This window comes from Nocardioides sp. CPCC 206348 (genome assembly GCF_048654705.1).
Taxonomy (GTDB): Bacteria; Actinomycetota; Actinomycetes; order Propionibacteriales; family Nocardioidaceae; genus Nocardioides.
In genome coordinates this window covers 14,987-18,435 of record NZ_JBMCZA010000078.1, presented here as the reverse complement: position 1 = coordinate 18,435, position 3,449 = coordinate 14,987, and the positions used below count along the sequence as shown (strand labels likewise).

Genomic DNA, 3,449 nt, shown 5'->3' with positions numbered 1-3,449 from the left:
TGCGCAAGATCGCGGTCGTCGACGACCTCGCCGCGGCGCGCTCGCTGGTCGCCGACCTGCCCGACGTCGTCGCGGTGACCCGCGACGGTGACCTGCTCGGCGCCCACTTCGCGTCCGGCGGCTCCAACGCCAGCCAGAGCCTGATCGAGATCCAGGCGGCGGTCGACGAGGCCACCTCGTCGCTGGCCGACGCCGTCGCGGCCTCCGAGCGGCTGTCGTTCGACCTCGCCCGCATCGAGAACGAGAAGTCCGCTGCCCAGCAGCGGGTCGACGTCGCGCTGGCGAAGCTGCACGAGTCCGACGCCACCCTCGCCGCGGTGGCCGAGGAGCTCGGCCAGCACGGTTCGCTGGCCCGCGCCGCCCGGGCCGAGGCCGAGCGGATGGCCGAGGCGATCACGCAGGCCGAGACGTCCCGCGAGCAGGCCCTCGTCGGTCTCGCCGAGCTCGAGCAGCGGCTCGCCAGCGCCGAGGAGGACGGCGAGGAGGAGCCCGACACCACGGAGCAGGAACGGCTGGTCGAGGCCACCCGGGCCGCCCGCCAGTCCGAGATGGAGGCGCGGCTCTCGCTGCGGACCTCCGAGGAGCGCGGCCGCGCCCTGCACGGTCGGGTCGACCAGATGCGCAAGGCCGCCCAGGCCGAGCGGCAGGCGCGGGCACGCGCTGCCGAGCGTCGCGCCCGGCTGATCGCCGAGGGCCGCGCCGGCCAGGCCGTGTCGACGGCAGTGACGTTCGTGCTCGCGCGGCTCGAAGGCTCGGTCGAGCAGGCGTCCCAGCGCCGCCAGGCCATCGAGGACTCGCGCCGCGGCCGCGAGCAGGAGCTGATGACCGTCCGGCAGTCGTTGCGCGACCTCGGGCGTGAGCACGAGGAGCTGGTCAGCTCCGTGCACCGCGACGAGATGGCCCGCACCCAGCAGCGGATGCGGATCGAGCAGATCGAGGTCAAGGCACTCGAGGAGCTCGGCCTGGAGGCCGACGGGCTCGTCGCCGAGTACGGCCCCGACCTGCCCGTGCCGGTGCTCTACGTGGCCGACGACGAGGCGGCTGACGCCGACGCGCAGGAGGGCGAGGACGCCGAACCCCGCACCATGCCCTACGTGCGCGAGGAGCAGGTCAAGCGGCTGCGTTCGGCCGAGCGCGCGCTGAACATGCTCGGTCGGGTGAACCCGCTCGCCCTCGAGGAGTTCACCGCGATGGAGGAGCGCCACCAGTTCCTCTCCGAGCAGCTGGAGGACCTGCGGGCGACCCGCAAGGACCTCCTCGACATCGTCAAGGACGTCGACGTCCGCGTCGAGCAGGTCTTCACCGAGGCGTTCGCCGACGTCACCAAGGCCTTCGACCAGACCTTCGCCCGCCTGTTCCCCGGCGGTGAGGGCAGGCTGGTCCTGACCGACCCGTCGAACATGCTGACCACCGGCATCGAGGTCGAGGCCCGCCCGCCGGGCAAGAAGGTCAAGCGGCTCTCGCTGCTCTCCGGTGGCGAGCGCTCGCTCGTCGCGGTCGCCTTCCTGGTCGCGCTGTTCAAGGCCCGTCCGTCGCCGTTCTACATCCTCGACGAGGTCGAGGCCGCGCTCGACGACACCAACCTCGGCCGCCTGCTGGAGATCTACGAGGAGCTGCGCGAGAACTCCCAGCTCCTCGTGATCACCCACCAGAAGCGGACCATGGAGGTCGGCGACGCGCTCTACGGCGTGACCATGCGGGGCGACGGCGTCTCGGCCGTGATCAGCCAGCGCCTGCGCGAGGCCGAGAGCGCGTGACCCCACCGCTGACCCCACCGCTGACCCCACCGCTGGCACTGCCCCTGCGGATCCGGTTCTCGTTGGGGCTCGCGATCGGGTTCCTTGCCCTGGGCCTGTTGCTCCTCGTCTTCGGCCTGCTCAACGACCGGGTCCCCAACGCGGTCCTCGGCGCGTTGTTCCTCGTGCTCGGCGGACTGCAGATCACCGGCGTCGCAATCGTCGTCAGCGCGACCGAGGTCCAGGTGAAGAGCGCCCTGCGCACCACCGCGCGGCGCGTGCCCATCGAGGGACTCGCCGACCTCAGGATCGACGGCCTCAAGCTGCTCCGGGCCAGTGACGGGCTGCGGATCACCAGCATCAGCGGGGTCGCCGCGCGCTCGAGCGACGTCCAGATGCTGCGCGACGCCATCACCGAGACGAAAGGCCCCGCATGAGCGAGCCCGACCGCAGCCGGCCCGACCGGGCGTCGTACAAGGCCTGGCGGACAGCGACCACGCGCTGGTCCGACGACGACGTCTACGGCCACCTCAACAACGCGCGGTACTTCGACCTGATCGACACCGCGGTCAACGCTCATCTGGCCGACGCGACCGGCACCGACATCCGGCACCTGCCGGCGATCGGTGTGGTGGCCGAGGTGTCGTGCCGGTACTTCGCCGAGATGGGCTATCCGAGGCCCATCGAAATGGGCCTGGCGGTGGAGCGGCTCGGCAACTCCTCGGTGATCTACCGGGTGGGCCTGTTCCAGGGCGACCCCGACGGTGAGGGCGCACTGGCGTGCGCCGAGGGCCGCTTCGTCCATGTGTACGTCGACAACACCGATCCCGCGCGTCCACCCACGCCGATCCCGGACATCGTCCGCGAGGCCGTTGCACCGCTGCTGGTCTGACGGGCGGTGTGACGCTCGCCTCCCGGGGCGTCGCTCCCGCGGTGTCGATGCCGGATTCCTTGGCTGTTCCGTGCACGATGGGGTGGAAGCGATCCCTACTCGGAGGAGTCGAACGTGCTGTTCGTTGTTCTGGCGGTCCTGCTCAGTCTCGCCATCTCGGGTGTCGTGGTCCTCTACGTCGCGTATCCCCACCGCGGCGAGGCCGTTCCGTACGCGCCCTGGCTCGGTGACGCCCTCGGCAAGGCCGTGGACGCCGCCCCCGTCATCGCCGACGACGAGCGGGACCTGCTGCGCATGCAGTAACGGCTGCGTCAGCGCAGCCTGATTGGATGGGGCCCATGCCTGAGCTGCTCTACCTCATCATCGGGATCGCCGTCATCGGCGTGCTGGCCATCGTCGGCTTCGTCGGCACCCGTGTCCGCCGTCCCGGGCGACTGCCCGACAAGCCGGCGACCGACGTCATCGCGCCGCCGCGCGACGTCGAGGTGCCCACGGCGCCACCGGCTCTCGAGGTCGAGGAGCCGGGTGCGCCCACCCTCGAGCGTCCCGAGAAGCCGTCCTCGCGCCTGGTTCGCCTGCGCCAGCGCCTGGCCGGGTCCAACGCCCTGGGCCGCGGCCTGCTCGGCCTGCTGAGCCGCGAGAAGCTCGACGAGGACACCTGGGAGGCCATCGAGGACCTCCTGATCGGCGCCGACATCGGCGTCGCGCCCACACAGGAGCTGGTGGAGAAGCTGCGCACCCGGCTTCGCGTCGAGGGCGGCGAGGTGCCCGACGCCCGCGCGGTTCTGCGTGAAGAACTGATCAACCTGGTCGACCCGACC

5 protein-coding genes are annotated in these 3,449 nt (G+C 71.5%); all 5 read left to right on the top strand.

The features are described from left to right. Window positions 1-1,757 (top strand): AAA family ATPase (locus tag ACOADB_RS03670; protein ID WP_378596579.1); only part of this gene is annotated, 1,757 nt, incomplete at its 5' end. After that, window positions 1,754-2,173 (top strand): hypothetical protein, encoded by a 420-nt coding sequence (locus ACOADB_RS03665; RefSeq protein ID WP_378596577.1) that lies wholly within the window; start codon window positions 1,754-1,756, stop codon window positions 2,171-2,173. The genes ACOADB_RS03670 and ACOADB_RS03665, both read left to right, overlap by 4 nt. Continuing rightward, window positions 2,170-2,628: an acyl-CoA thioesterase gene (locus tag ACOADB_RS03660; RefSeq protein WP_378596576.1), complete on the top strand. Its 459-nt coding sequence runs from the start codon at window positions 2,170-2,172 to the stop codon at window positions 2,626-2,628. Before ACOADB_RS03665 ends, ACOADB_RS03660 begins: the two co-directional genes overlap by 4 nt. A gap of 114 nt (window positions 2,629-2,742) precedes the next feature. Next, on the top strand, window positions 2,743-2,931 hold the full coding sequence (locus ACOADB_RS03655; protein WP_378596575.1) for a hypothetical protein: 189 nt from the start codon (window positions 2,743-2,745) through the stop codon (window positions 2,929-2,931). A gap of 35 nt (window positions 2,932-2,966) precedes the next feature. Then, the coding region (locus ACOADB_RS03650; RefSeq protein WP_378596574.1) for a signal recognition particle receptor subunit alpha at window positions 2,967-3,449 on the top strand (483 nt) is incomplete at its 3' end.

Excerpts from the sequence above, each read along its gene's own strand:
- ACOADB_RS03660 (WP_378596576.1), top strand. The coding sequence starts at position 2,170 with ATGAGCGAGCCCGACCGCAGCCGGCCCGACCGGGCGTCGTACAAGGCC.